Annotated in this window: 21 protein-coding genes; 8 read left to right on the top strand and 13 right to left on the bottom strand. The window is 72.5% G+C overall.

Features of this window, described 5'->3' with window-relative positions; all coding sequences use genetic code 11:
* Positions 1-33: 33 nt before the first annotated feature.
* Both ASC60_RS33360 and ASC60_RS33355 read right to left on the bottom strand, forming a co-directional pair.
* Positions 34-1,176 (bottom strand): DUF6745 domain-containing protein, encoded by a 1,143-nt coding sequence (locus ASC60_RS33360; RefSeq protein WP_234357237.1) that lies wholly within the window; start codon positions 1,174-1,176, stop codon positions 34-36.
* A 51-nt stretch (positions 1,177-1,227) separates the two neighbouring features.
* On the bottom strand, positions 1,228-1,554 hold the full coding sequence (locus tag ASC60_RS33355; RefSeq protein WP_055557439.1) for a hypothetical protein: 327 nt from the start codon (positions 1,552-1,554) through the stop codon (positions 1,228-1,230).
* Between the two features lie 205 nt (positions 1,555-1,759).
* Between ASC60_RS33355 and ASC60_RS33350 the strand changes: the two genes are divergently transcribed.
* The 6 genes from ASC60_RS33350 to ASC60_RS33325 are packed head-to-tail and all read left to right on the top strand — an operon-like array spanning position 1,760 to position 8,011.
* Positions 1,760-2,722, top strand: a complete 963-nt coding sequence (locus ASC60_RS33350; protein WP_055557438.1) for an STM4015 family protein — start codon at positions 1,760-1,762, stop codon at positions 2,720-2,722.
* Positions 2,723-2,780: 58 nt separating this feature from the next.
* Positions 2,781-3,749 (top strand): STM4015 family protein, encoded by a 969-nt coding sequence (locus tag ASC60_RS33345; protein WP_055557437.1) that lies wholly within the window; start codon positions 2,781-2,783, stop codon positions 3,747-3,749.
* On the top strand, positions 3,730-4,923 hold the full coding sequence (locus ASC60_RS33340) for an STM4014 family protein (protein ID WP_199831115.1): 1,194 nt from the start codon (positions 3,730-3,732) through the stop codon (positions 4,921-4,923). Before ASC60_RS33345 ends, ASC60_RS33340 begins: the two co-directional genes overlap by 20 nt.
* 37 nt (positions 4,924-4,960) lie before the next feature.
* A complete protein-coding gene (locus tag ASC60_RS33335) occupies positions 4,961-5,764 on the top strand; it encodes an STM4013/SEN3800 family hydrolase (RefSeq protein WP_199831119.1) in 804 nt (267 codons plus the stop codon).
* Positions 5,761-7,119, top strand: a complete 1,359-nt coding sequence (locus tag ASC60_RS33330; protein ID WP_055557434.1) for an STM4012 family radical SAM protein — start codon at positions 5,761-5,763, stop codon at positions 7,117-7,119. Before ASC60_RS33335 ends, ASC60_RS33330 begins: the two co-directional genes overlap by 4 nt.
* A gap of 16 nt (positions 7,120-7,135) precedes the next feature.
* A complete protein-coding gene (locus ASC60_RS33325) occupies positions 7,136-8,011 on the top strand; it encodes an STM4011 family radical SAM protein (RefSeq protein WP_055557433.1) in 876 nt (291 codons plus the stop codon).
* Here ASC60_RS33325 and ASC60_RS33320 read toward each other — a convergent pair.
* The 3 genes from ASC60_RS33320 to ASC60_RS33310 all read right to left on the bottom strand — a co-directional run bounded on the left by ASC60_RS33320 (position 7,981) and on the right by ASC60_RS33310 (position 10,018).
* Entirely contained in the window at positions 7,981-8,727 is a 747-nt protein-coding gene (locus ASC60_RS33320; RefSeq protein WP_107097238.1) for an SAM-dependent methyltransferase, read from the bottom strand. The genes ASC60_RS33325 and ASC60_RS33320 overlap by 31 nt on opposite strands.
* A 169-nt stretch (positions 8,728-8,896) precedes the next feature.
* On the bottom strand, positions 8,897-9,148 hold the full coding sequence (locus tag ASC60_RS33315) for a DUF397 domain-containing protein (RefSeq protein WP_055557432.1): 252 nt from the start codon (positions 9,146-9,148) through the stop codon (positions 8,897-8,899).
* 3 nt (positions 9,149-9,151) lie between these two features.
* On the bottom strand, positions 9,152-10,018 hold the full coding sequence (locus tag ASC60_RS33310) for a helix-turn-helix transcriptional regulator (protein WP_055557431.1): 867 nt from the start codon (positions 10,016-10,018) through the stop codon (positions 9,152-9,154).
* A 136-nt stretch (positions 10,019-10,154) separates the two neighbouring features.
* On the opposite strand from ASC60_RS33310, the gene ASC60_RS33305 reads away from it, so the two are divergent.
* Positions 10,155-10,598 (top strand): ATP-binding protein, encoded by a 444-nt coding sequence (locus tag ASC60_RS33305; RefSeq protein ID WP_234357236.1) that lies wholly within the window; start codon positions 10,155-10,157, stop codon positions 10,596-10,598.
* A 28-nt stretch (positions 10,599-10,626) separates the two neighbouring features.
* Here the strand turns inward: ASC60_RS33305 and ASC60_RS33300 are convergent, their stop codons facing one another.
* Together ASC60_RS33300 and ASC60_RS33295 are read right to left on the bottom strand one after the other, a co-directional pair.
* Positions 10,627-11,421, bottom strand: a complete 795-nt coding sequence (locus tag ASC60_RS33300) for an SGNH/GDSL hydrolase family protein (RefSeq protein WP_055557429.1) — start codon at positions 11,419-11,421, stop codon at positions 10,627-10,629.
* Positions 11,422-11,487: 66 nt separating this feature from the next.
* On the bottom strand, positions 11,488-13,608 hold the full coding sequence (locus ASC60_RS33295) for an alpha-galactosidase (protein ID WP_055557428.1): 2,121 nt from the start codon (positions 13,606-13,608) through the stop codon (positions 11,488-11,490).
* Positions 13,609-13,779: 171 nt separating this feature from the next.
* On the opposite strand from ASC60_RS33295, the gene ASC60_RS33290 reads away from it, so the two are divergent.
* Positions 13,780-14,598 carry a tyrosine-protein phosphatase gene (locus ASC60_RS33290; RefSeq protein ID WP_055557427.1) on the top strand — a complete coding sequence of 273 codons (819 nt, stop codon included), beginning with the start codon at positions 13,780-13,782 and terminating at the stop codon, positions 14,596-14,598.
* A 165-nt stretch (positions 14,599-14,763) separates the two neighbouring features.
* Here ASC60_RS33290 and ASC60_RS33285 read toward each other — a convergent pair whose 3' ends face one another.
* From ASC60_RS33285 to shc, 6 genes are read right to left on the bottom strand one after another with little or no spacing between them, the layout of a single operon-like run.
* Positions 14,764-15,972 (bottom strand): serpin family protein, encoded by a 1,209-nt coding sequence (locus ASC60_RS33285; RefSeq protein WP_055557426.1) that lies wholly within the window; start codon positions 15,970-15,972, stop codon positions 14,764-14,766.
* An 18-nt stretch (positions 15,973-15,990) separates the two neighbouring features.
* Positions 15,991-17,391, bottom strand: a complete 1,401-nt coding sequence (locus ASC60_RS33280; RefSeq protein WP_055557425.1) for an aspartate aminotransferase family protein — start codon at positions 17,389-17,391, stop codon at positions 15,991-15,993.
* The gene (gene dxs, locus ASC60_RS33275; protein ID WP_055557424.1) at positions 17,388-19,298 is read right to left on the bottom strand and encodes a 1-deoxy-D-xylulose-5-phosphate synthase; all 1,911 of its coding nucleotides are present in this window, start codon (positions 19,296-19,298) and stop codon (positions 17,388-17,390) included. The genes ASC60_RS33280 and dxs overlap by 4 nt, the downstream gene beginning before the upstream one ends.
* A 22-nt stretch (positions 19,299-19,320) precedes the next feature.
* Positions 19,321-20,337 (bottom strand): adenosyl-hopene transferase HpnH, encoded by a 1,017-nt coding sequence (hpnH, locus tag ASC60_RS33270; protein ID WP_055557423.1) that lies wholly within the window; start codon positions 20,335-20,337, stop codon positions 19,321-19,323.
* A complete protein-coding gene (locus ASC60_RS33265; RefSeq protein ID WP_055557422.1) occupies positions 20,288-21,025 on the bottom strand; it encodes a 1-hydroxy-2-methyl-2-butenyl 4-diphosphate reductase in 738 nt (245 codons plus the stop codon). Before ASC60_RS33265 ends, hpnH begins: the two co-directional genes overlap by 50 nt.
* The gene (gene shc, locus ASC60_RS33260; RefSeq protein ID WP_055557421.1) at positions 21,025-22,968 is read right to left on the bottom strand and encodes a squalene--hopene cyclase; all 1,944 of its coding nucleotides are present in this window, start codon (positions 22,966-22,968) and stop codon (positions 21,025-21,027) included. The genes ASC60_RS33265 and shc overlap by 1 nt, the downstream gene beginning before the upstream one ends.
* Positions 22,969-23,022: the final 54 nt, after the last annotated feature.

The raw sequence follows: 23,022 nt of genomic DNA, 5'->3' as shown, positions 1-23,022 counted from the left end.
GACCAAGTCGATGTGGGGTGTACGTCCGGAAAATCAGGTCTCGCGCTCCGGCACATAGGTCGCGGCGTCCAGACCGAAGGTCCAGGCCACGCCCTCACGGGCGGTCCGGGTGCGGGGCGGTACGCGCAGCCAGTACGTGCGGTGCGTACCGTCCGGCTCGGGCGTGGAGTTGACCACCTCGACCATCACCACCGGCTCGTCGTCGGCGAGGTCGATGCGCCACAGCACACCCGTCTCGTCCCGGTGCACGGGCTGCGCCCCGGACTCGTCGAGATAGCGGTCGTAGCCGTAATGCTCCAGCATCACCCGGCGCAGCTCCGCGTTCTCCTCGGCGCGGATCCGGTCCGGGGTCAGCTCGCCCAGCTGGTCGAGGAAGTCCGGGGGCACCGGCATACCGCGCCAGGCGTACAGCGCGAAGCCGTCGGGGAAGGCGAGCGCGGGGCCGTCGCCGCGGTCGAGGCGGCCGGCCTCGTCACGGTGCAGCCCGACCGGACGCTCCGCGACCACCACGACCTTCTCGTACGGCCACCACCAGCCCGCGGCGCGGGCGACCGCGGCCGGTCCGGCGAGCCCGTCGCCGGAATCGTCCGGACCCCCCTCGGCCACGGAGGCCAGCCAGGGCGCGTCATGCTGCCCCAGCACCGCGTCCAGCAGGGTCAGCCGGACGGCCGTCTCCTGATCCGCCCGCTCCGTGGCCGCCCCTTCCGTCAGGGTCTCGATGACCCCGGTGCGGATGCGCTCGGTCAGCGCCCGGGTGACGTCCCACAGCGGCGCCCCCGTCAGCGCCCAGCGCTGGGCCCACCCGGCCGGGCCCAGCGCGGTGTGCGCCCGCTGCCGGGCGCGCGCCCAGGGACGGGTGCGCACCGCTTCGCGCACCGAGGAGCCCGCGGCGCCCGCCACCGGCTCGACCCCGGCGGCCGCCAGCGCGTCGGCGGCCCGCTCGGCGACCTCGCCCGGCAGCCCCTCCGCCCGCCCGGTGAGCAGCAGCGCGGCCGCCGTGCCCGCGAGCGGCGAGCCGGTCCACACGATCCGCTCCGGCGGCGCCAGCCCCGCCGCCTCGTACGCCAGCCGGATACCCGCCCCGGCCGCCTCGCGGTCCGCGGGACCGGTCGCCGCGGCCACCGCGCGCCAGCGTTCGGTGGTCATGGGGGTCGTCTCCATGGCGCCTGTGGTCATGCTCGTCGTCTCCACTGCCGTAGCCGTCGTCATCCGTCCTCGTCCCCGCTCTCAGTCCGCCACGACGCGCACGGCGCCCGGCACGTACTCCCGCTGGCGCACCACCCGGTACCACCCCTTGGGGAGCGGTATCGCCGCGTGCTCCTCGTGCACCACCCGTCCGCCGTCGGGGAGATGGAGGTACGAGGCGCCGAACGGCCCCGACTCGCGCACCAGCGTGCCCGGCCCGACCACCGCGTGCGCGTGCCCGGTCACCTCGCCGAGGGCCAGCACCAGCCGCCCCCGCCCGTCCCGGGGCTGCCGCGGCAGCGCCTCGGCGCCCGGCGGCAGCGACTCCCGCGCCACCGGCACGATCAGAACGTCACCCTGTCGGTACATGCGCTCCCCTTCCCCGGCCGCTCTCAACGCGGCCACAGCCCGTCATCGGCCCACCGGATCACCCGGCGGCCGTCGATGGTCCTGACGTTACGCAGGGGGTCCGACAACGGCCCCTGGAGCGGCTGTCGGTGGGGCTTGGTACAACTCTTCGCACGCCGTTCGAAGACCGGCACCTCCACTCGAAGCCACTGGGAGAACCCGCGCCATGAACTACCCCGAACACCTGACGGAACTGCACGGCCTTCCGGTGTACGACTTCCCGCTGCCCGACGAGCAGGACCCGCGGCTGCCCGAGGCGGACTCGGTGGCCTGGCGCATCTCCTACGACCCCTACTCCGATGAGTCGGGCGAGAATTTCGAAGGCCGCTTGGAGCGGTTCCTGACCACGGTCGACGCCTCCCGGGTGCGGGCGCTGGTCATCGGTCAGTGGGGCGAGCCGTACGAGGACGACGCCGGGGAGATCGTCGATCAGCTGGTGGCCGCCAAGGACCGGCTGACCTCCCTCGAAGCGGTCTTCATCGGCGATCTGGAGGCGGAGGAGGCCGAGATCTCCTGGATCGAGCAGGCCGATGTGACACCGGTTCTGGACGCCTACCCCGGGCTGCGGGAGCTGAGCACCCGTGGCAACGCGAGCCTGCGGTTCCCCGCCACCAAGCACCAGAACCTGCGCAGGCTCCGTTTCGAGACCGGCGGGCTGCCCGGCGAGGTGGTGCGCGGAGTCGCCGAAAGCGACCTGCCCGCCCTCGAACACCTGGAGATGTGGTTCGGCGTCGAGGCGTACGGAGGCAATGCCACCGCCGGCGACCTCGCGCCGCTGCTGTCCGGTGGCCGCTTCCCCGCGCTGCGCCATCTCGGCCTGCAGAACAGCGAGATCCAGGACGAGATCGCCGCCGCCGTCGCCTCCGCACCGGTCGTCGCCCAGCTGACCTCCCTCGATCTGTCCATGGGCGTGCTCACCGACGAGGGCGCGGCGGCGCTGCTCGACGGTCAGCCGCTCACCCACCTCGACCGGCTCGACCTGGACCACAACTACTTCTCGGAGCCGATGGAGCAGCGGCTGCGCGAGGCCCTGGAGCCGTCCGGGGTGACGCTCGCGCTGTCCGAGAAGGGCGACGAGCACCAATGGGAGGACGGCGACGTGCAGCGCTACACGGCCGTCGCCGAGTGATGACCGTCGCACATCCGGCAACACCAGACATCAGGACCCATACGAGGAGCGCCCGGCCGTGATCGACGACTATCTGGAATCCTTCGCAGGTCTGCCCGTCACCGACTACACCGGCGCGGACACCGGGGCCGACGCCTCCGATCTGCCGCCCGCCGATGCCGTCGCCTGGCGGATCAGCGCCTGTGACGACCGCCCCTTCGCCGAACTGTGGGCGAAGTTCCTGGACACCGTGGCGGCCGACCGCCTCCGCGCGGTGGTCATCGGCAGCTGGTGGGGCGACGGCGACTACTCCGAGGTGCGTCCGGTGCTCGACGCCCTGATCGCGTCCGCGGACCGGCTGCCCGCGCTGCGCGGGCTGTTCCTCGCCGATGTGATGCCCGAGGAGTGCGAGCTGTCCTGGCTGCGGATGGACGACGTCACGCCCGTCCTGGAGGCTTACCCGCTGCTGGAGGAGTTCGCGGTGCGCGGCTGCGGCTCGGGAGGTCTCGCCTTCCGGCCGGTGCGCCACGAGCGGCTGCGGGCGCTGCGGTTCGAGTCCGGCGGGCTGCCGGGCGAGATCGTCCGCGCGGTGGGCGCCAGCGAGCTGCCCCGGCTGGAGCACCTCGCGCTGTGGCTGGGGGTGGAGGAGTACGGCGGGGATGCCACGGTCGCCGATCTGGCACCGGTCCTGTCCGGTGCCCGCTTCCCCCGGCTGACCCATCTCGGGCTCCAGGACAGCGAGATCCAGGACGAGATCGCCGCCGCCGTCGCCTCCGCGCCGGTCGTCGCCCAGCTCACCTCGCTCGCCCTGTCCTTGGGCACGCTCGGCGACGCGGGCGCCGAGTCCCTGCTCACCGGCCAGCCGCTGACCCATCTGCGCGCGCTGGACCTGCACCACCACTATCTGTCCGACGCGATGATGCGGCGGGTGTGCGACGCGCTGGAGCCGTCCGGCGTCGAGGTGAACGTGGCGGAGCAGGAGGAGCCGGAGTGGGACGGGGGCAATGACGGTGAGGAGGAATACCGCTATGTCGCCGTCTCCGAATAGTCCACACGGACCGGACGGCCCGGGCGGCCCGGACGGCCCGGGCGGCCCGGACGGCCCGCGCCTCGCGGTGGTCGGCAACCCCGGCCACCGCCGGGTGGAGCTGTTCACCGACGCCGCCCTGGCCGCCGGGCTGGCCGCGCCCCGGCTGCTGGCCTGGCGCGATGTGCTGTGCGGGGGCGCGGAGTTCGAGCCGGGCGAGACCGTGCGGATCGAGTCGCCCGGCGAGGACCACGAGGTGGACGAGCTGCTGCGGGGCGCCGGGGACCCGGCCCGGGTCGAGGGCACCGCCCGCTGGTACGCGCGGTTCACCGAGGCCGTACGGGGCGTCGCGAAGGCCGCGCGCACGGCGGGCGCGACCCTGCTGGACGACCCCGGCGAGCTGGCCGTCCAGTTCGACAAGCGGCTGTGCCACGGGGTGCTGGACGCGGCCGGTGTCCCCGTGCCGTATTCGCCGACCTCCGGCCCGCAGGCCCTTGAGGTGCGCGGCTGGGACGATGTGCGGGCGGCGCTCGGCGAGGACGGGATGCACCGTGCGTTCGTCAAGCTCGCGCACGGCTCGTCCGCCTCCGGGGTGCTCGCCGTCGAGTACGCGGGCCCCGGCCGCATCCGCGCCACCACCTCGGTGGAGCGCGCGGAGGACGGCTCGCTCTTCAACTCGCTGCGGGTGCGGCGGTATGACGCGGAGCGGGAGATCGCCTCGATCGTGGACACCCTGGCCCCGGACGGGCTGCACATCGAGCGCTGGGTGCCCAAGGCGTCGCAGGCCAGGCGCGCCGCCGATCTGCGGGTGGTGGTGATCGGCGGCCGGGCGACCCACGCGGTCGTGCGGACCAGCCGCTCCCCCATGACCAATCTCCACCTCGGGGGCGTGCGCGGCGATCTGGCTGCCGCCCGCGCGGCCGCGGAGGCGGCCGGAGTGGCGTGGAGCACGGTGCTGGGCACGGCCGAGCGGGCGGCGGCCCGCTTCCCGGGCACCCTGTGCGTCGGGGTGGATCTGCTGCCCGGCACCGGGTGGCGGCGGTTCGTGGTCGGCGAGGTCAACGCGTTCGGCGATCTGCTGCCCCGGCTGACCGGGCTGACCGGCAGCGGCGCCGAGGGCCAGGACACCTACGCGGCGCAGGTCGCCGCCGTGGTCCGCGCACACGAGGAGGCCCGGCACGATGCCCTTCTCTGAGCCCACGCTGCCCGAACGAGTACTGGCCGAACCGGACATGAACGCGATCGTGGGCAGCCATGATCTGCTGCTGATCACCCTCGACACCCTGCGCCACGACGTCGCCGCCGAACTCGCCGCCGCCGGCCGCATCCCGAATCTGACCGCCCGGATGCCCGGCGGGGTCTGGGAGGAGCGGCACGCGCCCGGCAGCTTCACCTACGCCTCCCACCAGGCCATGTTCGCCGGCTTTCTGCCCACCCCGGCCCGGCCGGGCCCGCACCGGCGGCTGTTCGCGGCACGCTTCGCGGGCAGCGAGACCACGGCCGAGGGCACGTACGTCTACGACACCCCGGATCTGGTGACCGGGCTCGCGGCGGCCGGGTACCACACGGTGTGCATCGGCGGCGTCGGCTTCTTCACCAAGCGGAGCCCGATGGGTTCGGTGCTGCCCGGCTACTTCCAGGAGAGCCACTGGGAGCCGGAGTTCGGCGTCCCCTCCCCCACCTCCTTCGAGGCGCAGATCGCGTGCGCGGAGCGGGTGATCGGGGGCCTCGCCCCGGACCGGCGGCTGTTCCTGTTCGTGAACGTGTCCGCGCTGCACCAGCCCAACTGGTTCCACCTGCCGGGCGCGACCCGCGACAGCGGTGACTCGCGCGCCTCCCACGCCGCCGCGCTGGAGTACGTCGACCGCCACATCGGCCGCCTCTTCACCGCGATGGGCGGCCGCGGCCCCGGCTTCGCGATCGTCTGCTCCGACCACGGCACGGCGTACGGCGACGACGGCTACACGGGCCACCGGCTCGGCCATGAATCCGTCTGGACCGTGCCGTACACCCACTTCTTCCTTGGGACCCGATGAACACCGCGATCACCCCCGCCACCAGTGCCCCGGCCGTCCGCCCGTACCAGTCGTACGTCTACGCCTATCCGCACAAGACCGCGTACCACGCGCTGACGGACCGGCCCCCACTGCGCGCGCTGTGGGCGGACGAGCCGAAGGACGCACTGTCGCTGTATCTGCACATCCCGTTCTGCGAGGTGCGCTGCGGCTTCTGCAATCTCTTCACCCGGATCGGCGCCCCGGACGGCCTCACCACGGCCTATCTGGACGCGCTGGAGCGGCAGGCGGACGCGGTGTCCGAGGCGATCGGGGACGGTGCCCGGTTCGCCGCCGCGGCCTTCGGCGGCGGCACCCCGACGTTCCTGGAGGCGGCCGAGCTGGAGCGGCTGTGCGACATCGCCGAGAAGCGGATGGGCGCGGACCTGGCCGCCGTGCCGCTCTCCGTCGAGGCGTCCCCGGCCACCGCCACCGCCGACCGGCTCGCCGTGCTCGCCGCGCGCGGTACGACCCGGCTGAGCCTGGGCGTGCAGAGCTTCGTGGACGCGGAGGCGCGTTCGGCGGTCCGGCCGCAGCGCCGGGCCGATGTCGAGGCCGCGCTGGCCCGGATCCGGGAGGCGGGCATCCCCGTCCTCAACATCGATCTGATCTACGGCATCGACGGCCAGAGTGAGCACAGTTGGCTGCGCTCCCTGGACGCGGCCCTCGCCTGGCGCCCCGAGGAGCTGTATCTCTACCCCCTCTACGTCCGCCCGCTGACCGGCCTCGGCCGCAAGGGAGCGGCGGAGAGCGAGGCGGAGTGGGACGCGCGGCGGCTGCGGCTGTACCGGCTGGGCCGGGACCATCTGCTCGGGCGCGGCTATGAGCAGGTCTCGATGCGCATGTTCCGCCGCGCGGACGCGCCCGCGACCGGCGGCGAGGACCACGCCTGCCAGACGGACGGCATGATCGGCCTGGGCTGCGGCGCCCGCTCCTACACCTCCGGGCTGCACTACTCCTTCGACTACGCGGTCGACATGCGGGAGATACGCGGCATCATCGACGACTACGTGTCCCGCCCCGCGGCCGACTTCGCCCGCGCCGAGCACGGCCGGGCGATCACCGGCGACGAGGCCCGCCGCCGCCATCTGCTGCAGTCCGTGCTGCAGGCCGAGGGCCTGGACGTGGCCGCGTACCGGGCGCGGTTCGCCGCCGATCCGGCCGGGGACTTCCCCGAGGAGCTGTCCCGGTTCGCCGCGCGCGGCTGGCTGGATCCGGCCGCGGGCCCCGGGCGGCTGAGGCTGTCGGCGGAGGGCCTGGCGCACTCCGACGCGCTCGGCCCCGAGCTGTTCTCCCCCGCCGTGCGCGCCGCGATGGCCGCGTACGAGGCGAAGTGAGCGCGGGGGCGGCGCCGTGGACCTGACGATCCTGTACCGGGGCCCGCTGGCCTCGTGCGACTACGACTGTCCGTACTGCCCGTTCGCCAAGCGGCGCGACAGCCGGGAGGCGCTGCGCGCCGACCGGGCCGCACTGGAGCGCTTCACGGCATGGGCCCGGGAGCAGTCGGGCGACCGGCTGTCGGTGCTGTTCACGCCGTGGGGCGAGGGGCTGACGCGCTCCTGGTACCGCCGCGCGCTCATCGAGCTGAGCCGTCTTCCGCACATCGAGCGGGTGGCGATCCAGACCAATCTGAGCTGCCGCACCGACTGGACGGCCGAGGCCGACCGCGACACGCTCGCGCTGTGGTGCACGTACCACCCGGGCCAGACGCCGTACGACCGGTTCCTGGCCAAGTGCGGGGAGCTGGCCGCGCGCGGGGTGCGCCACAGCGTGGGGATCGTCGGTCTGCCCGGCCATCTCGACCAGGCCCGCAGGCTGCGCGCCGAGCTGCCCGAGCAGGTCTATCTGTGGGTGAACGCGGCGGAGGGCCACACCTACACGGACGCCGAGGCCGCCGACTGGACGGCGATCGATCCGCTCTTCGGCTACAGCCGCCATCCGCACCGAAGCGCCGGTCTGCCGTGCCGGACCGGCGCCTCGGTGATCTCGGTGGACGGTGACGGCACGGTGCGCCGCTGCCACTTCGTCGCCACGGAGCTGGGCAATCTGTACGACGGTTCGTACCGCGCGGCGCTGCGGCCCCGGGCCTGTCCGCTCGCGGTGTGCGACTGCCACATCGGCTACGTCCATCTGGAGTCGCTGCCGCTGTACGACGTGTTCGCGGGCGGGGTCCTGGAGCGGATCCCCGCCGCGCGCGGTCAGGAGGTCTTGCGGCCCACCCCGCCGTAGACGCCGACGGGCGCGAGCGCCCCGGCGTCGGGCGGCGGTCCGTCCGGCCGCCACAGCGGCACCCGCACCAGCCCCGGTTCGAGCATCGTGAACCCGTCGAAGAACGGGACGATCTCGGCGTGGCCGCGCAGTCTCAGCGCGGCGGTGGACTTCCGGTACACCTCGGCGGCCACCTCCTCGGGGCCGTGGAAGTCCAGGGTGCCGTGGCTGATGACCAGATGGCTTCCGGGGACCATCGGTTCGGTCAGGGTGGTGATGATCCCCGCCGGGTCCTCCTCGTCCGAGACGAAGTGGAGGACCGCGACCAGCAGCAGCGCCACGGGTTCGGCGAAGTCGATGCGGTCGCGCACCGCCGGATGCGCCAGGATGTCGGCGGGCCTGCGCGCGTCGGCCAGCGCGAAGTCGGTGCCGGGGGTGCTGGTCAGTCTGGCGTCTGCGTGCGCGGCGACGATCGGGTCGTTGTCGATGTACACCACCCGGGTCTCCGGGGCGATCTCCCGGGCCACCTCATGGGTGTTGGGCGAGGTCGGGACGCCCGTACCGAGGTCGATGATCTGCCGTATGCCGCTTGCCACCACCGTACGGACGGCGCGCAGGAGGAACTCGCGGTTGGCGCGGGCGCTGTCGAGGATGTTCGGGGACTGCCCGATGATGTGCTCGGCGGCCTCGCGGTCGATCTCGTAGTTGTCCTTTCCTCCCAGGTAGTAGTCGTACATCCGGGCCGGATGCGGTTTGCTGGTGTCGATGTCCTGGCCGGATATCCGGGCGCCGGGTATGTGCGAGGCGGATAATCGCCGGCCGGCTGATCTCTGCTCTGCCGATCTCTGGTCGGTCACACCATTTCCCCTTGTCGGTCCCCCTCGTTGCCCTTCGGTCGCACGGGCGTCACAGGAGCAGAAAGTCGGCCTCGCCCGCCTTCGCCCCCTGGATGAAGCGTTTCATCTCCAGATTCGTGTAGATCAGGGCCGGTCCATCCGGATCGGTCGACTGGCGCAGCGCCACCCGCCCGTCCTTCAGCCTCATCGCCTCGACGCAGCTTCCCCCATTGCCACCGCTCCACGGCTTGTGCCAGCCCTCGGAACCGAGGTCTCTGGCCGGCATGCCGCTGTAGACGCGGCTCCCGCATATGCGATCCATCGTTCAGATCTCCTTGCGAATGCCACTCAGAATGGCCTGAGTGGTCTGTGCAGGCGCGGCCTGCGCGCACATCCGGTCCAGGGCCTCCAGGAACGCCGAGACATCATCGCGCTGGTCGAAGTAGGAGCCGCTCACGAGCGTCTCCGTATACGCGATATCGGGCAGCTCCGGGATCGGGAACCGGAAGATATGGAAGGGGCCGTACATCGCCGGGTGCGGGCCGGCGTCGAACGGCATGACCTGCAGCCTGACCTGGGGTGAGTCGGCGACCTCGAGCAGCCGGCCGATCTGGGCCCGCATGGTCTCGGGCCCGCCGATGGGGCGGCGCAGCACCGTCTCGTCCATCACGACCCACAGCATCGGCGGATCGGGGCGGCGCAGCAGGGCCTGCCGCTCCATCCGCAGCGCGACGTTGCGCTCGATCTCGGTCTCGGGGGCGTGCGCCATGCCCGCGCGGAGCACCGCGCGGGCGTAGTCCTCGGTCTGCAGCAGCCCGGGGATGTAGTGCGGCTCGTAGGCGCGGATGAGGTTGGCTTCCACCTCAAGGCTCACGAACGTGTTGAACCAGTCGGGCAGGACGTCCCGGAACCGGTGCCACCAGCCGTTCTTGTTGGCCTCCTTGGCAAGGGAGAGGAAGGCCTCGACTTCTTCGGGGTCGGTGACGCCGTAGGTGCGCAGCAGCTTCTCGACGTAGGGGAGCTTCAGGCCGACCTCGGCCTTCTCCATGCGCCGGATCGTGGCATGGGTGACGTCGAGGGCCCGCCCGGCCTGTTCGAAGGACAGCCCGGACTTCTCGCGAAGGTCCTGGAGCCGCTTGCCGAGCACGACCCGCAGGACGGTCGGGGCACCACCCGACCGCGCATCCGCCACTATCGTCCCCCTCCACTTACTGTCACAGCACAGCAGTCTGGCACGGGCTCAGCTTTCGGAACAGTCTGTCCTTGCGATTCTGCAATTTACAGACTGAACCTTGCCACAAGCGATCGTGACAGAGCATAGTGTGAGCGTGGCTCCTTCCTACGAGGCTCTCCGGTTAGGGCACAGCGGCTCGACGGTCGCTGCGTGCCTTCAGGACGCGTTTCGTCTCCCGGCGCTGAGCACGTCCGTCGCGGAGGCGAGAAGGCATGTCGTCCTGCGGCTGCGCTCGTGGGGTGTCGACCAGGACACCCGCGACAGCGCCGAACTCGTGGTCTCCGAGCTGTTCACCAACGCGGTCCGCCACACCTCCAGCGATGAGGTGCGCTGCTCCTTGCAGCTGATGGGGACCCGGCTGCGCCTCGAAGTGGCCGACCAGGGCTGTGCCCGTACGGTGCCGCAGGCGCGGTCGTCGGTGAGCGTGGATCAGGAGGGCGGACGCGGGCTGATGCTGGTGGAGGCCCTGTCCCAGGCGTGGGGCGTACGGCCCCACACGGGCGGCACCGGCCGCGCCGTGTGGGCCTACCTGGCCTGACGGGCCGAAGGACCGGAAGACCAGCCCCTCAGCGCAGCGGCAGCAGATCCGGGCGCTTGGGCTCCACATGGTCCCCCGAGGACACCCCGCGCAGCCGCCGCCCGATCCAGGGCACCAGATACTCCCGCGCCCAGTGGACGTTGTCCCGGCGCACCTCGGCGGGAGTGCGCTGCCCCTCGCCCGGCCACGGCTGGTCGGGGTCGGCGGGCACCTTGAGGCCGAGCACCTGACCGGCCCGCAGCGCGACCCGGGTGTGTCCGTCGGCCGACAGATGGAGCCGGTCGTCGTCCCAGGCCCGCCGGTCCTGCACCGAGCGCAGCGACCACAGGTCGAGCACCGGGCAGTCGTAGCGGTCGGCGATCGCCCGCACATGCGCCGTGTACGTGGCGATCTTGCCCCGCAGATGGCGGAGCACCGGGATCCCGCGGGTGTCGAAGCCGGTGCACAACAGCACGACGGGCACCCGGGAGGTGAGGTCGGCGACGGCGGCCTCGTAGCGCCGGGCGACATCGTCGGGGTCGCTGCCGGGCCGCAGGATGTCGTTGCCGCCCGCGCAGAAGGTGACCAGGTCCGGACCGAGGTCGATCGCGCGCGGCACCTGCTCCTCGACGATCTGGTCCAGGAGCCGGCCGCGCACGGCGAGGTTGGCGTAGCGGAAGTCGTGTTCGGGCCGCTGGTCGGAGAGGAGCACGGCGAGCCGGTCGGCCCATCCGATGTAGACGCCGTCCGGGCCCGGGTCGCCGACGCCCTCGGTGAAACTGTCCCCGATGGCTGCGTACGACCCGATCACGCCGCGCTTGAGTCTTTGCGAATCGTCTGCCACATCCGGACATCATTCACCCCGACACGTGACCTACGCCACCGTAACCAGGCCTTGACCAGGGGTGAGTTATCCCACCTGGTCAGTTCGGCGGAGGTGGAATACGGCGGCGTCCAGGTCGCCGCGCAGCCCGGTGCGCAGGCCCCGATGGCCGAGCACGGCGCCGCGGTGGACGGTTCCGGTGGCCAGGTCCTCGTACGCCGCGGCCGGGTCCAGGCCGCGCAGCCGCAACGGGGGCTGGGGTTCGCCGTAGCCCTGCGCGTGCAGCCACGCCAGCACCACGGTCTCCCCGCCGCGCACGTACTGCACCGCGCTGAGCCCGCCGCCGCCCGGTGGCCGCAGCCGGTACTGCTCACCGTGCTGCACGACGGGCCGGATCCGCTTGTAGAGCGCCACCCAGTCGCGGGCCTCGGTGAGTTCGGCCTCGCTCCACTTCGTCAGGTCGCCGCCGACGCCCAGCACCCCGGCCATGGCGCTGACGAAGCGGAAGCCGAGCCCGCTGCGGCGCTGGTTGCCCGTCACGTTGGGGCTGTCGGTGACCCAGGCGGCCATCACCCGGGCCGGGTGCAGCTGGCTGAAGCCGTGCTGGATGGCGAGGCGGTCCAGCGGGTCGGTGTTGTCCGAGGTCCACACCTGGTCGGTGAGGCCGAGGATGCCCAGGTCGATCCGGCCGCCGCCGCCCGAGCAGGATTCGAAGGCGACCCCCGGGTGGGCGGCGCGCAGCCGCCCCAGCAGGTCGTACAGCCCGCGGACGTGCTCGACGCCCAGCCGCTGCGGATACGGGTCGCCGGGCCAGCCGGGGTCGGTGAAGGAGCGGTTGAAGTCCCACTTCACATAGTCGATGGGGGCGCTGCTCAGCAGCGTGTCCAGCCGTTCCCACAGGTGGGCGCGGACGTCGGGCCGGGCGAGGTTGAGCACCAGCTGGTTGCGGAACTCGGTGCGGGTGCGGCCGGGGTGGTGCTGCACCCAGTCGGGGTGGGCGCGGTACAGGTCGCTGTCGGCGTTGACCATCTCCGGTTCGACCCAGATGCCGAACCGCATGCCCAAGCCGTGCACCTCGTCGGCCAGCGGCTTCAGCCCGTGCGGGAAGCGGTCCGGGTTGGGCGTCCAGTCACCGAGCCCGGCCCGGTCGCTGGTGCGGGCCCCGAACCAGCCGTCGTCCACGACGAACAGCTCGACACCGAGACCGGCGGCGAGCCGGGCGAGCGAGCGCTGCTGCTCCTCGCTCACCTCGAACTCGGTGGCCTCCCAGGAGTTGTAGAGGACGGGCCGCTCCCGGTCGGCGCCGGGGATGACGTGGGCGAGCTGCCAGGCGTGCCAGCCGCGGCTCGCGGCCCCGAAGCCGCGTCGCGTCCACAGGCCCGCGAAGACGGGGGTGGTGAACGACTCGCCGGGGGCGAGGAGCAGCAGCCCCGAGTCGTCGTACCCGGCGCCGCCGACGGTCTGTACGGTGCCGTCGGCGAGCCGCTGGACGGCGATCCGCCAGGACCCGGACCAGGCGAGCGCGCAGCTGTGCACCTCGCCGCTCTCCTCGGTGGCCGTGCCGTCGTCGATCGCGATCCACGGCAGATGCTGATGGCTGGTGTGGCCGCGGCGGCTGCCGATGACCTTCTCGCCGGGGGTGAGGTCGGTGCGGGCGAGCCGGCTCTCGGCGGCCCACCGCCCGTGCAGATGGCTCAGCCGCCGGCGGTCGCCGGCCGGCAGCGACCAGGCGGCGGAGTCGGCCCGCAGCAGTTCCAGCGGGGCGTCGTCCGGGGTGCCGGTGTGCGTGAGGGTGGTCCAGCGTTCGATGACGTCGCCGTCGTCCCGCATCCGGTAGTGGAGGGTGATGTCGAGGTGGTGGAGCGGGTCGTGGAAGCGCAGCCGCAGCTCGTCGCCGCTCGTACTGTCGACGCTCGCGTCCTCGAAGCGCCACTCCGTGCCCCGCACGCCCGCCGCGCGGACGGACAGGGCGGGGCGCACGAAGCGCGGGCCGCCTTCCACCGGGTACTCCTCGCGCCCGTCCAGCGGTGATTCGAACCCTCGCTCAGCGGGCAGGGGCTCGGCGGCGAGGGCCTCGGCGTCCGGGACCGTGAGGCGCGGGCCCCAGTGGAGATGGAGCAGGGTGTCCTCGTCGGTGAGGTGCAGCGCGTAGCTGCTGTAGCGCCCCGAAAGCAGCCAGAGCCGACCGTTTCCGCCGATTTCAATCATCACGCATCCCCAATTCCCCACAGGTGTCAACATCATCGGGCAGCGTTCGGCGCACGGCAATGACCCCGCTCACGGTCGGCAGAACTGATTGCAGCAGGAACGCAATGTCGTATGGTCAGCAGAGCCCGCCTCGTCGACGAGCGGCGCGGCGGCCGATCGTGAGGAGCGCCCGTGACGCAGCCGTCGCCGCAGGTCCCGCAGGCCGAACCCGAGCTGGTGGGGGTACGCAACTTCCGCGACGTCGGCGGTCTGCCGACCGCCGACGGCCGACGCGTACGGCCCGGCGTGCTGTTCCGCAGCGGCCACCTCGCCCATGCCACCGACAGCGACGCGGCCTTCCTCGACTCGCTCGGCCTGCACACGGTCTTCGACTTCCGCAACGCGGCCGACATCAAGCTGGAGGGCCCGGACGTCTCGCTGACCGGCGTGCGGAACGTGAACCTTCCGCTGTCCGACCCGGCCGACGGCGCCGGGTTCTGGACCATGGTGCGCGAGGGCGACCTCAACACCCTGCGCGAGCTGCTGGACGACGGGCGCGCCGAGCGGCGGATGATCAACGCGTACCGGGCCATCATCACCGGCCGCGTCGTCGAGCACGGCCGGGTGCTGGGCGCCATGGCGGAGGACAGCTCCCCGGTGCTGATGCACTGTTCCGCGGGCAAGGACCGGGCCGGGCTCTCGGTCGCGGTGACGCTGCTCGCGCTCGGGGTCGAGCGGGACGCGATCGAGGCCGACTACCTGGAGTCGGCCGCCGCCCACCGGCGCTACAAGATCTGGCGCAAGGGCAATCCGGCGGACGGGTCCGACCCCATGTCCCCGGAGGTGCTGTCGCTGCTGAGTCCGCTCTTCGACGCGCGCCCCGCCTATCTGGCGGAGGCGTTCGAGACGATAGAGGACACCTGGGGCGGCACCGAGCGCTATCTCACCGAGGGGCTGGGGCTGACCGCCCCGCAGCGCGAGCGGCTGCGGGACCGGCTGCTCACCGCCTGACGCGGTCCTGGGGCGTGTTTCGAAAGTCCCGCCTGCCCCACGACGCCTGGCACGCACGCTCGCTGCGTTGTCGGGATCGTCCGAGTAGCCCACTACGAGGACGCCCCTCCGCCTTGCGATCGCACGCACCAGACGCCGCGGGGCCCGCCCTCCGGGCGGCCGGCGCTACTTTCGAAACACGCCCTGGGCGGCCTCGGGCTCGGTGACCCAGCCGGCTGTCAGCACCAGACCGGTGGCCCGGTGCACGGCCAGGAAGCCGAACGGGCGGTCGTAGACGACCTTGACCAGCCTGGCCTTCCGCTGCGGCGGGGCCGAACCCGGAGCCATGGCGAACGCGGTCACGGCCGCCGCCCAGAAGCCCTCGGCGCTGAACGACGCGGTCATGGACTGCTGACCGGAGGACAGCGCCAGCGGGCTCGGGCTGATCCCCGGGAAGTGGCCGCGGGAGGTGTCCTGCGCGGTGCGCAGCCCGAACAGCTCCGCGTGCCGCAGCAGATCGTGCCGTGCGGTCACGGTGAACTGCGGGGTGGTGAGGACGAGCGAGGGGGTGGCGTCCCAGCTGACGGCCTCCATGACCGTGACGCCGGGCCCCGCCTCGCCCCACGCCAGCGCCGAGCCTCCCCGCCCCGAGTACTCCCCGGCCACCGCGCCGATCCCGGCCTCCAGGACCCGGCCGCCCGGTACGTCCTCGGCGCCGAGGACCAGGTGGACGTCGATGCCGTTGCCGCCCGCGACCCCCGACAGGGTGAGCGGCCCGGCCGGGGTGTCGGGCACGACCCGCAGCACCCCGTCGAGGTCGCCGGTCTTCCGGGTGAGCCCGGCCAGCGACCGATCCCGCCACGGGCCGTGTCCCGGCCGCAGGAACCCCGGCTGGAACGGCTGCTGCCAGGCCGTCCGCACCGTGAGCGCCCCGGCCAGCACCAGCTGGGTGACGGGCGTCAGCGGCACCGGCATCCGATCGATCGCGCCATCGGTGCACCGGGAGGCCCACGCGTCCAGCTCCTTGCCGTCGCGCTCGGTGTCGCCGCTGAGCACACCGCGGACGCCCCGCGGCAGCTCCGCCTCCCACTCGGGCCGCACCGGCAGGTCGTGGCGGGTCCACAGTCCGGTGGCCGCCGCGACGCCGTCCATCGCGGCCATCGCCTCGACGGCCTCGCGGCCGAGCGCCGTCGCGCCGGCCGCGCCTCCCGCGCCGACGCCGAGCGCGTCCTCCAGCTCGCCGCGGGCCGGGCCGCCGGCCGCGCCCGCGAGCAGGGCGAGCAGCGGCCAGGCCCCGGCGCCGGTGAGGACGGTGGACTCCGCGCCGCTCACGGCGGCCCGCGCCCATCGTCCGGTCAGCGCGTTGACGGCCCCCACGGCGGTCGCGTCGGTCATCGCCGGTCCCCCATCCGGTCAGCGGTGGGCCACCGCCTGCTTGACGAGGGTCCGGCCGAACTCCCACATCAGGCCGCCGCCCCCGTGTGCGTCATCCATGACCGCTGTGAACGCCTCGACGAAGCGGTCCACTTCCCGCTCGCCGATGATCAACGGTGGAATCAGCTTAATCACCTCCAGATGGTCGCCGGAGACCTGGGTGAGGATGCGATGGCGCTGGAGCAGCGGCGCCACGACCATCTGCGCGAACAGCCCCTTGCGCGCGGCCTGCAGCATCGACCAGCGGCCGCGCAGCCCCAGCGAGACCGGCTTGCCGAACTCGATGCCGATCATCAGCCCGCGGCCTCGGACGTCGTGCAGCAGCTCATAGCGGTCGATGAGCGCGGTGAGCCGGTCGCGCAGCAGCTCGCCGGTGCGGCGGGCGTTCGCGACGATCTGCTCGTCCTCCATGACGGCGAGGACGGCGAGCCCCGCCGCCATGGCCTGGGCGTTGGCCCCGAAGCTGGCCGAGTGCACCAGCACCCGGTCCATGGAGGAGTAGACCCGCTTGAAGATCCAGTCCTTGCCGAGGGTCGCGCCCACCGGCACGTAGCCGCCGGACAGCGCCTTGGCCACGCACACCAGGTCCGGTTCGACGCCGTCCTCGTGGCTGTAGGCGAAGAAGTCCCCGGTGCGGCCGAGCCCCGTCTGCACCTCGTCGGCGATGAGCAGCGCCTTGTGGCGGTGCAGCAGCTCCTGCGCGGCGCGCAGGAAGCCCGGGGGCGCCTCGTGCACCCCCTTGCCCTGGATCGGCTCCACGACGAACCCGGCGACGTCCCCGCGCTTCAGCTCCCGCTCCAGCGCGCCCAGATCGCCCATCGGGATCGCGGTGTCGGGCAGCAGCGGCGCGAAGCCGTCGCGGAAGCCCGTCTCGCCGTTGACCGACAGCGAGCCGGTGGTGAGCCCGTGGAAGGCGTGCGTGCAATACAGGACACGCGGCTTACGGGTCGCGCAGCGGGCGAACTTGAGGGCGGTCTCGACGGCCTCCGTACCGCTGTTGCCGAAGAACACCCGGTCCAGGTGCGGGGCGTGGCCGAGCAGCCGCTCGGCGAGCAGCCCGGGCAGCGGCTGGCAGTCGAAGCGGGTCAGATCGGCCAGCGAGGCGTCCAGGACGTCGTGCAGCGCCTTGCGGACGACCGGATGGTGGCGGCCCAGGCCCATCACCCCGAAACCGGCGAGCATGTCCAGGTAGTCCTGGCCCTCGTCGTCCCAGAAGTACGCGCCCTCGGCCCGCTCGTAGACCTTGTCGAAGCCGATGGTGTGCAGCATCCGCGGCAGTTGGTGGTTGAGGTACCGGGTGTGCAGGTCATAGCGCTCGGACCCGCGCCCGGCCAGGAGCTTGCCCAGGTCGAAACCCGAGCGCTGCTCGGCTGCTGTCATGCGTCCCTCTCCTTGGCGGCGGCCTCCCCGGCGGCGGCGCGCCCATCGATACGGGCCAGGGCCGCGCCGATCCGGCCCGCGATCTCGGCGGGGGTGAGTCCGATGTCGGCGAGCACTTCGCCGCGCTTGGCGTGCGGCAGGAACGCCTCGGGGATGCCGAAGGTCCGCAGCGGCAGGTCGACGCCGGCGTCCCGCAGCGCCTGGCCGATGGCCGCGCCCACCCCGGCGCTGCGCACGTTGTCCTCGACGACGGCCACCGCGCGGTGGCGGGCCGCGAGCGCGGGCAGCTCGGGGTCGACGGGCTTGACCCAGCGCGGATCGACCACGGTGCAGCCGATGCCGCGCTCGGCCAGCAGCTCGGCGGCGCGCAGGCCCACCGGCGCCATGACCCCGGCCACCACCAGCAGTACGTCGTCGCCGCGGCGCAGCACGTCCATCCCGCCGACGCGGTCGAGGGCCGGAATGGGCGGCCCCACCGACTCTTTGGGGAAGCGGACGACGGTCGGCGCGTCGTCCACGTCGATCGCCTCCCTCAGCTGGGCGCGCAACTGGTCCGCGTCGCGCGGGGCGGCGATCCGCAGGCCCGGCACCACCTGGAGGACGGACATGTCCCACATGCCGTTGTGGCTGGGCCCGTCGGTGCCGGTGACGCCGGCCCGGTCCAGGACGAACGTCACCCCGCACTTGTGCATGGCGATGTCCATCAGCAGCTGGTCGACGGCGCGGTTCAGAAAAGTGGCGTAGACGGCGATGACCGGATGCAGCCCGCCGGTGGCGAGCCCGGCCGCGGAGACCGCCGCGTGCTGCTCGGCGATGCCGACGTCCCATACCCGGTCCGGGTACGCCTCGGCGAAGTCCGCGAGGCCGACGGGGTCGAGCATCGCGGCGGTGAGGGCCACCACGTCGGGGCGCTCGGCCCCGATCCGCACCATCTCCTCGCCGAACACCGACGTCCACGACCGGCCCCGGGAGGGGATGAGGGGGGCGCAGGTGAGCGGGTCCATCGCGGCGACGGTGTGGAACCGGTCGGCCTCGTCCTCCAGGGCGGGCCGGTAGCCGTGGCCCTTCTCGGTGATGCAGTGCACCAGGACGGGGCCGTGGAACCGCTTGGCGCGGCGCAGCGCCGCCTCGACGGCCTCCGTGTCGTGCCCGTCGATCGGCCCCACGTACTTCAGCCCCAGGTCCTCGAACATGCCCTGCGGCGCGAAGGCGTCCTTGAACCCCTTCTTCGCGCCGTGCAGCGATCCGTACAGCGGCTGTCCGACGACGGGGGTGCGCTGGAGGACGTCCTTGCCCCAGGCGAGGAAGCGTTCGTAGCCGTCGGTGGTGCGGAGGGTGGCGAGATGGCCGGCGAGGCCGCCGATGGTGGGGGCGTAGGAGCGTTCGTTGTCGTTGACGACGATGATCAGCGGGCGGTCGCGGGCGGCGGCGATGTTGTTGAGCGCCTCCCAGGCCATGCCGCCGGTGAGCGCGCCGTCGCCGATGACCGCGACCACATGGTCGGTGCGGCCGCGGATCTCGCCCGCCTTGGCGAGGCCGTCGGCCCAGCCCAGCACGGTGGAGGCGTGGCTGTTCTCGATGACGTCGTGGCTTGACTCGGCGCGCGACGGATACCCGGAGAGCCCGCCCTTGCCGCGCAGCTTGGAGAAGTCCTGGCGGCCGGTGAGGAGTTTGTGGACGTAGGACTGGTGGCCGGTGTCCCACAGGATGCGGTCCACCGGCGAGTCGAAGACGCGGTGCAGGGCTATGGACAGCTCGACGACGCCCAGGTTGGGGCCCAGATGCCCACCGGTCCTGGCGACGGCTTCGATCAGGAAGTCCCTGATCTCCTGGGCGAGTGCGGCAAGCTCCTCCGTGGTCAGTGCTTTGAGGTCGTGCGGGCCCCGGATGTTCTCCAGCAGCGGCATGCTCGGTTCCCCTCCTCGGGTGTCAGCCCACGGCGCTCTCGCGGGCCGCGCGCAGCGACTCCTTGAGCGAGCCCATGGTGGCCAGGACGGCGGTGGGCTCGTAGCCGCAGTGGGCCATGCAGTTGTCGCAGCGCGGGTCCTTGCCCCGGCCGTACTTGTCCCAGTCGGTCTCCTCGATCAGCTGGCGGTAGGTGGGCACGTAGCCGTCGCTCATCAGGTAGCAGGGCCGCTGCCAGCCGAAGAGCGAGTAGTTGGGGATGCCCCAGGCGGTGCACGGGAAGTCGGTCCTGCCCTCCAGGAAGTCCAGGAAGAGCGGGCTGTGGTTGAGCCGCCAGCGCCTGCGGTTGCCGCCCGCGAACGCCTTCCGGAACAGCTCGCGGGTCTGCTCGACCCCCAGGAAGTGCTCCTGGTCGGGCGCCTTCTCGTACGCGTAGGCGGGCGAGATCATCATCTCGTCCACTTTGAGGTCGTCATTGAGGAAGTCGAGCACCTCGACGATGGTCTGCGGGGTGTCGGTATTGAAGAAGGTGGAATTGGTGGTGACCCGGAAGCCGCGCCGCTTGGCCTCTCTGATCGCCGCCACCGCCTCGTCGAACACCCCCTCCTTCGCCACCGACGCGTCATGCCGCTCGCGCAGCCCGTCGATGTGCACGGCGAACGCGAAGTACGGGGAGGGGGTGAAGTTGTCCATCTTCTTCCGCAGCAGCATCGCGTTGGTGCACAGGAAGACGTACTTCTTCCGTTGCACCAGCTGCCGGACGATCTCGTCGATCTGCGGATGCATCAGGGGCTCACCGCCGGCGATGGAGACCATCGGGGCGCCCGACTCCAGCACCGCGCCGACCGCCTGCGCCACCGGCATGCGCTGCTTGAGCACCCCCGCCGGATGCTGGATCTTGCCGCAGCCCTCGCACTTGAGGTTGCAGGCGAACAGCGGCTCCAATTCCACGATCAGCGGGAACTTGTCCCGGCGCTTGAGCACCTTCTGGTCAAAGAGATACGTCGCGACCCGGATGGTCTGGCGGAGCGGCATGGCCATCTAGCTCACCTCCTGGGAGCAAAGAGGAACGGTGCCAATCGAAAAAAGCGGGAAGAACAGTTCGTAGTACCCGGAAAGCCGATATTCCACCGCGCAGTGTCCCGATGCGGACCAGCTCATGTTCAGGAGCGTCCACGATCACCCGGACGGCCGCAACCGGGCGTGCGCCACCGCGCACCGCGCTGCGCAGGGTGGCGGCGGACTCCATGTCCACCGCGATGGCGCCGGTGGCGTGCAGACCGGCCCGCTCCGCACCCCGCACCACATGGTTGGAGCCGACGACGGGCCCGATGTGCACGGTGCGCCCGGCGCCCCCGCCGGCCCGCCGGGCATGGCGGGCCAGCGCCTCGGCGAGCAGGCCGCTGCCGTGGCACGGGGTGCGGCCGGCCGGGTCGCGGGTCTCGTCGGCCACCACCAGGTCCCCCGGGTGCATCCCCGGAGCGAGACCGGCGCAGAAACCGGTGGCGACGACGGCGGTGGGGACCGGCCGGGCCCGGTCCCGCCCCTCGGCCAGCGCGCGGCGCACCGCCCGCTCGGCCGCCTGCGGTCCCATGCCGGTGCGCAGCACTGTCACCGGCCCGGCGGCGGCGCCGAGACCGGCCCCTCGCAGCGCGAACCGCTCGATGCCGAGCGCGCAGGCGATCAGCAGCGGGGCGCCGCCGGTGTCCGGGGCCGGTCCGGAGGCCATCACGTCCTCCGCGGCCGCGCGCCGGTGGCCTCGCCGCTCACATAGCGCCCGAGCGCGGTGAGCGGGAAGACCAGCCGGTACAGGTGGTAGTTGATGGAGAAGTCCCAGGGGAAGCCGGTGCCGGTGAAGTACGGCTCGTCCCAGGAGCCGTCCTGCTCCTGTGTGGCCGCGAGCCAGCCGACCGCGCGCTCGACCGCCTTGCTCTCCCGCTCCCCCGCCGCCAGCAGCGCCAGCAGCGCCCACGCGGTCTGGGAGGCGGTGGAGGCGCCGCGCCCCATCCACTCGGGGTCGGGATACGAGCGCTGGTCCTCGCCCCAGCCGCCGTCCTCGTTCTGCACGCTCTCCAGCCAGCGCACGGCCCGCCGGATGGCCGGGTGGGAGCCCGGGACCCCGGCGGCGACCAGGGCGGGGACGACGGAGCCGGTCCCGTACACATAGTTGGTGCCCCAGCGGCCGAACCAGGCGCCGCCCGGCTCCTGCTCGGCCAGCAGCCAGCTGACGGCGCGCCGGGTGCGCGGATCGCGGGCGCCGCCCTCGTGGGCCAGCATCTCCACGACATGGGCGGTGACATCGGCCGACGGCGGATCGATGACCTCACCGAAGTCACAGAACGGCAGCCGGTTGGGCAGCGGGCTGGTGTTGTCGACGTCGAACGCGCCCCACGCCCCGTTGCGGCACTGCATGCCCAGCGTCCAGCGCACCCCGCGCCGCACGGCGGCCTGGACCCGGTCCGGCTGGGGGTGGTCGACGCGGCGCAGCGCGAGGATGACCTCGGCGGTGTCGTCGGTGTCGGGATAGTTGTCGTTGTGGAACTCGAACGCCCATCCGCCGGAGGCGAGCCGGGGCCGCTTGACCGACCAGTCGCCGGGCCGGTCGATCTGCTCGGCGAGCATCCAGTCGGCGCTCTTGACCAGGGCGGGGTGGTCGGGGGCGAGTCCGGCGTCGGCGAGCGCGATGACGGCCAGGCAGGTGTCCCAGACCGGGGACTGGCACGCCTCGATCATGCGGCTGCCGTCCTCGCGCCAGACGGCGAAGCGGTCCAGCGACTCCAGCCCGGCGCGCATCACCGGGTGGTCGAGGTCGTAGCCGAGGAGGTGGAGCGCGATCACGGAGTAGACGGCGGGCGGCTGGATGCCGCCCCAGCAGCCGTCGTTCTCCTGCCGCTCCACGATCCAGCGGGCGCAGGAGCGCAGCGCGGCCCGGCGCAGCGGCCGCAGGGCCACCTTGCGGTACAGGTGCAGGGCCCGGTCCAGCCGCTGGAAGGCGCCGTCCCAGGAGGCGAGGGGGGCGGCGGGGCGGGGCGGGTTCGGCCTGCGCGGGTCGGCGTGGAGTTCGTCGAGGGAGAACGGGGCGGGGCGCACCGGGCGCTTCGCGGAGACGATGGTGAGCGGCACGATGGTCTGCCGCGCCCAGCAGCCGAAGTCGTAGAGGTTGAGCGGCAGCCACGCCGGGAAGTAGATGATCTCCGGTGGCAGCTCGGGCAGGTCCTCCCACCGCCACCAGCCGAAGAGCGCCAGCCAGATGCGGGTGAAGACGCGGCTCGCGGCCACTCCGCCGTGGTCGCGCACCCACGCCGAGGCGGCCGCCATATGGGGCGCGTCGGGGGCGTCACCGGCCAGCCGGAGGGCGACGTACGCCTCGATGGTGGCGGACAGCTCCGGCGGACCGCCGTGGAAGGTGGCCCAGGTGCCGTCCGCGCCCTGCTGGGAGCGGATGTGGCGGGCGGCGGCGTCGAGCACGCCGGGGTTCTGGATGCCGAGGAACTGCCGGAGCATCAGGTCCTCGGCGTCCATGGTGACGTTGGTCTCCAGGTCGCCCTTCCACCAGCCCTGCTCGTCCTGGCGGGAGAGCAGATGCCGGACCGCGCGGGCCGTCGCCTCACGGGCGAGGGTTAATGTCTCGGATTCGGATGACTCGGACGGTTGGACGGTTGTCGCTGTCATGGCTTCCCCTCTGCAGTGTGATCTGCCGTCGTTGGGGCTTCCGTCGGCCGGCAC

This window comes from Streptomyces sp. NBRC 110028, from assembly GCF_001417735.1.
GTDB lineage: Bacteria > Actinomycetota > Actinomycetes > Streptomycetales > Streptomycetaceae > Streptomyces.
This window is presented reverse-complemented; position numbering and strand designations above follow the sequence as displayed.

Excerpts from the sequence above, each read along its gene's own strand:
- ASC60_RS33360 (WP_234357237.1), bottom strand. The coding sequence starts at position 1,176 with ATGACCACAGGCGCCATGGAGACGACCCCCATGACCACCGAACGCTGG.
- ASC60_RS33355 (WP_055557439.1), bottom strand. The coding sequence starts at position 1,554 with ATGTACCGACAGGGTGACGTTCTGATCGTGCCGGTGGCGCGGGAGTCG.
- ASC60_RS33350 (WP_055557438.1), top strand. The coding sequence starts at position 1,760 with ATGAACTACCCCGAACACCTGACGGAACTGCACGGCCTTCCGGTGTAC.
- ASC60_RS33340 (WP_199831115.1), top strand. The coding sequence starts at position 3,730 with ATGTCGCCGTCTCCGAATAGTCCACACGGACCGGACGGCCCGGGCGGC.
- ASC60_RS33335 (WP_199831119.1), top strand. The coding sequence starts at position 4,961 with ATGAACGCGATCGTGGGCAGCCATGATCTGCTGCTGATCACCCTCGAC.
- ASC60_RS33330 (WP_055557434.1), top strand. The coding sequence starts at position 5,761 with ATGAACACCGCGATCACCCCCGCCACCAGTGCCCCGGCCGTCCGCCCG.
- ASC60_RS33320 (WP_107097238.1), bottom strand. The coding sequence starts at position 8,727 with ATGTACGACTACTACCTGGGAGGAAAGGACAACTACGAGATCGACCGC.
- ASC60_RS33315 (WP_055557432.1), bottom strand. The coding sequence starts at position 9,148 with ATGGATCGCATATGCGGGAGCCGCGTCTACAGCGGCATGCCGGCCAGA.
- ASC60_RS33295 (WP_055557428.1), bottom strand. The coding sequence starts at position 13,608 with ATGATTGAAATCGGCGGAAACGGTCGGCTCTGGCTGCTTTCGGGGCGC.
- ASC60_RS33285 (WP_055557426.1), bottom strand. The coding sequence starts at position 15,972 with ATGACCGACGCGACCGCCGTGGGGGCCGTCAACGCGCTGACCGGACGA.
- ASC60_RS33280 (WP_055557425.1), bottom strand. The coding sequence starts at position 17,391 with ATGACAGCAGCCGAGCAGCGCTCGGGTTTCGACCTGGGCAAGCTCCTG.
- dxs (WP_055557424.1), bottom strand. The coding sequence starts at position 19,298 with ATGCCGCTGCTGGAGAACATCCGGGGCCCGCACGACCTCAAAGCACTG.
- hpnH (WP_055557423.1), bottom strand. The coding sequence starts at position 20,337 with ATGGCCATGCCGCTCCGCCAGACCATCCGGGTCGCGACGTATCTCTTT.
- ASC60_RS33265 (WP_055557422.1), bottom strand. The coding sequence starts at position 21,025 with ATGGCCTCCGGACCGGCCCCGGACACCGGCGGCGCCCCGCTGCTGATC.
- shc (WP_055557421.1), bottom strand. The coding sequence starts at position 22,968 with ATGACAGCGACAACCGTCCAACCGTCCGAGTCATCCGAATCCGAGACA.